The sequence below is a fragment of the Acidovorax sp. KPB24-03 genome, assembly GCF_057546605.1.
The window spans coordinates 1-3686 of record NZ_BAAJYR010000349.1 but is presented as its reverse complement, the minus strand read 5'-3'; the positions used below and the strand labels follow the sequence as shown (position 1 = coordinate 3686).

The 3686-nt window shown below is 70.8% G+C and carries 5 protein-coding genes and 1 pseudogene; 3 read left to right on the top strand and 3 right to left on the bottom strand.

Features of this window, described 5'->3' with window-relative positions; translation table 11 throughout:
• Both AC27KI_RS20605 and AC27KI_RS20600 read left to right on the top strand, forming a co-directional pair.
• The coding region (locus tag AC27KI_RS20605) for a (2Fe-2S)-binding protein (RefSeq protein WP_487090255.1) at positions 1-334 on the top strand (334 nt) is incomplete at its 5' end.
• Entirely contained in the window at positions 331-1503 is a 1173-nt protein-coding gene (locus AC27KI_RS20600) for an NAD(P)/FAD-dependent oxidoreductase (RefSeq protein WP_487115571.1), read from the top strand. The genes AC27KI_RS20605 and AC27KI_RS20600, both read left to right, overlap by 4 nt.
• Positions 1504-1513: 10 nt before the next feature.
• Here the strand turns inward: AC27KI_RS20600 and AC27KI_RS20595 are convergent, their stop codons facing one another.
• Positions 1514-2440: a LysR family transcriptional regulator gene (locus tag AC27KI_RS20595; protein WP_487115569.1), complete on the bottom strand. Its 927-nt coding sequence runs from the start codon at positions 2438-2440 to the stop codon at positions 1514-1516.
• A gap of 170 nt (positions 2441-2610) precedes the next feature.
• Between AC27KI_RS20595 and AC27KI_RS20590 the strand changes: the two genes are divergently transcribed.
• Complete coding sequence (locus AC27KI_RS20590; protein WP_487115567.1) at positions 2611-3045, top strand: RidA family protein; 435 nt, start codon at positions 2611-2613, stop codon at positions 3043-3045.
• Between the two features lie 21 nt (positions 3046-3066).
• Here the strand turns inward: AC27KI_RS20590 and AC27KI_RS20585 are convergent, their stop codons facing one another.
• Together AC27KI_RS20585 and AC27KI_RS20580 are read right to left on the bottom strand one after the other, a co-directional pair.
• Positions 3067-3420 (bottom strand): cupin domain-containing protein, encoded by a 354-nt coding sequence (locus AC27KI_RS20585; protein WP_284411872.1) that lies wholly within the window; start codon positions 3418-3420, stop codon positions 3067-3069.
• 80 nt (positions 3421-3500) lie between these two features.
• Positions 3501-3686: pseudogene (locus AC27KI_RS20580) on the bottom strand (amidohydrolase); the annotation flags it as partial.

Sequence of the window (3686 nt, the reverse complement as noted above, 5' to 3'; positions counted from 1 at the left end):
GATGGACCGCTTTCGCGAGGGGCTGGCGCGGGCCTTTCCCTGGCCGCATGCGCAGGCCGCGGCGCTGCCCGATGCGGCGGTGGTGTGCCGCTGCGAGGCCGTCACCGCGGGCGAACTGCGCCGCTGCGTGACCGAGATGGACAGCCAGGAAGTGAACCGCGCCAAGGCCTTCAGCCGCGTCGGCATGGGGCGCTGCCAGGGGCGCTTTTGCGGCCATGCCGCGGCGGAAATCGTCGCGAGCGCCTGCCACGTTCCCGTGGAACAGGTGGGCCGCCTGCGGTCGCAGGCGCCGGTCAAGCCTTTGATGATGAACACGCGCGAGGTGCAGGCATGAACCACGGCAGCCAGAACGCCACGACGCACGACACCGACGTGCTGGTGCTGGGCGGTGGCCTGATGGGCACCACCACGGCCTTCTTCCTGCGCCAGCACGGCCTGTCCGTCACGCTGCTGGAGCGCGAGCTGGTGGGCCGACAGGCCAGCGGCACCAATTTCGGCAACGTGCGCCGCCAGGGCCGCGAGCTGCACCAGATGCCGCTGGCCAACCGCGCGCGCGCCGTGTGGGGCCGCATCCGGTCGCTGCTGGGCGAAGACGCCGAGTTCGTGCCCTACGGCCACCTGCGCGTGTGCTACACCGAAAAGCAGGCCGCGGTGCTCGAAAAGCACGCGCACGACGTCAAGCCCCTGGGGCTGGACCTGCAGCTGTTCACCGCCGAGCAGTTGCGCCAGCGCTGGGGCATCTTCGCGCCCGGTGTGGTGGCGGGCTCCTACTCGCCCCAGGACGGCCACGCCAACCCCCGCCTGGCCGGCCCGGCCTTCGCCCGCGCGGCGCGGCGTGCGGGCGCGAACATCGTCGAGCATGCCGAGGTGATGCAGGTGGAGCGCGACACCAACGGCTTCGTCGCCCACACGGCTGATGGCCGGCGCTTTCGCGCCCCGCAGATGCTGGTGGCCTGCGGCGCGTGGTCCAACCGCATGGCCGAGCAGTTCGGCGAGCCCGTGCCGATGGAGGCCCGCGGTCCGCAGATGGGCGTGACCGAGCCCCTGCCCTACGCGCTCGGGCCGTCCATCGGCCTGTCGTCCCCCATCGAGACCGAGGGCCTGTACTTCCGGCAGATTGCGCGCGGCAACATCGTCTTCGGCGGCGGCCTGAAAGGGCCCGCGCATGCCGACCGCATCCGCGCCTACGTGAAGCCCGACAACGTGCTGCGCCAGTTGCGCGAGCTGCGCCGCTTCGTGCCGGCGTTCGAGCACGTGCAGCTGATCCGCGTGTGGAGCGGCATCGAGGGCTACACCCCCGACTGGCAACCGGTGATGGGGCCGAGCGCCAAGGTGGCGGGACTGCACTACGCCTTCGGCTTCAACGGCGAGGGCTTCGCCATCAGCCCCGGCGTGGGCGAGACCATGGCCGAACTGATCGCCACGGGCCAGACGTCGATTCCGCTGGCGCCCTACTTCATCGGCCGGTTCGCGGCATCGCAGCCGGCGCAGCAGGCCGCCTGACAGGCCCGCGTCACGCCCGTGGCCGGCCGGCCAGGGGTGCATGCCGCTCCATGAGGCCGGCCACCCACTCGATGAACACGCGCAGCCGCGGGCTGACGTGCCGGTGCGGCGCATACGCGATGTACAGCGGCATCGGGTCCAGGCGCCAGTCCTGGAACAGCCCCACCAGTTCGCCCCGCTCCAGGGGCTCGCGCGCCAGATAGTCCGGCAGCCACAGCACGCCCAGGCCCGCCACGCCGGCCGCCAGGTACGCGTTGCCGTCGTCCACCGAGAACACATGGCGGCCCCGCACGGCCAGGCGTTCGCCCTCGCGGTGCATGGCATACGGCAAGGCCTTGCCGGTGCGCGCCCACAGAAAGCCCACCGTGCGGTGGTGCGAGTTCTCCAGCTCGTTCGGGTGCAGCGGCGTGCCCGCGCGCTCAAGGTAGCCGGGCGCGGCATACACGCCCAGCTGCAGGTCGCCCACGCGCCGCGCGACCAGGGACGGATCGGTGGGCTCGCCCCCGCGCACCACGCAGTCCACGTTCTCGCCGATCAGGTCCACGATGCGATCGCTCACGCCCATGTCGATCTGGATGTCCGGGTACCGGGCGTGGAAGGCCGGGAGCGCCGGCACCAGGATGGCGCGGGCCAGCGGGCTGGGCACGTCCACCCGCAGGCGGCCCCGGGGCAGCGCGGAGGCGCTGGACAGGCTGCCCTCGGCATCGTCCATGTCGGCCAGCAGGCGCACCACGCGTTCGTAATAGGCCGCGCCGTCGGCCGTGACGTTGACCTTGCGGGTCGTACGGTTCAACAGCTTCACGCGCAGCCGCGCCTCCAGCTGCTGGACGAGCTGGGTCACGGTGGTCTTGCTCATGTGCAGGGTCTCGGCCGCCTTGGTGAAGCTGCCGGCCTCCACCACGCGGGCGAAGGCCTGCATTGCATCGAAACGGTCCATGGGCGCTGTGCTTTCGGTGGCGGGAGCGGTGGTGGAGGAGGAGGTGGCGGAGGGATTGTTTGGAGTCTACAAACAGTGATGGGTGGACTGGGCCCTTTATCCCCCGCCCGCCGCTGCCTACAGTGCCTGCATCGCCAACCACCGGGGGGCTTCGCCCCGATGAACCTTTGATGAACTCCACCAGCACGCCCCAACGCGACGTCGTCTTCCCCGCCGGGCGCCGCGCGCTCTACGACCGCAATCGCTATTCGCCAGCGGTCCGCTCCAACGGCTTTCTGTTCGTGTCGGGCCAGGTCGGCAGCCGCGAGGACGGATCGCCCGAGCCCGACCTGCCGGCGCAGGTGCGGCTGGCGTTCGACCACCTGAACGCCATCCTGCAAGCGGCCGGCTGCACCTTCGACGACGTGGTCGATGTCACGGTCTTCCTCGTCGATCCCGAATCGACGTTCGAGACCGTGTGGGCCATCGTGCCGGAGTACTGGGGCAACGCGCCCCACCCCACGCTGACCGGCGTGGGCGTGACCTGGCTCTACGGCTTCCAGTTCGAGATCAAGGTGATCGCGAAGCTGCCCGCGCCGAGCGGCGACGGACCTGCACGCCCCTGAACGCAGGCGCCGATGGAGGCTTTACGCCGCCAGCACCACGAACACCTTGCGCAGCGTTTGCGTCACATGCCACTCGCCGGTGGTGTTCGACGGGAAGAACAGCGTGTCTCCGGCTCGAATGGATTGCGGCTCGCCGCCCGTGGGCGTGAAGGTGCAGGCCCCGGCCAGGATGTGCATGACCTCGGCATTGGCCAACTGGCGCTCGAAGCGGCCGGGCGTGCATTCCCACAGGCCCGAGCGGTTCTCGCCCGCGCCCTGCAGATCGACGTCGATGCCGCTGAACTCGCACGGCGGCAGGGTCAGCGGACGGGCGGGGGTGCCCTGGTGTTCGAAGCCGCCGAGGGTGGCGGACTGGCGCAGCACGGTGATGCTCATGGGATGGTCCCTTGGGTCGATGAAGTGGATGGAAGGAATCAAAGTGCGGCGCCGGGGCGATGCCAGGCTTCAAGCCCGCATCAGGTGGGAGCCAGGGCGCGCGCCGCCACCTCGCAGAACCAGCGCACGCCCAGCGGCAGCGCGTCGTCGTTGAAGTCGTAGCACGGATGGTGCAGCGCGCGCTCGCCGTCGGGCCCGGGCTCGGCGCGGCCCTGGCCGAGCCACAGGTAGGCGCCCGGGCGGCGCTGCAGCATGAAGGCGAAGTC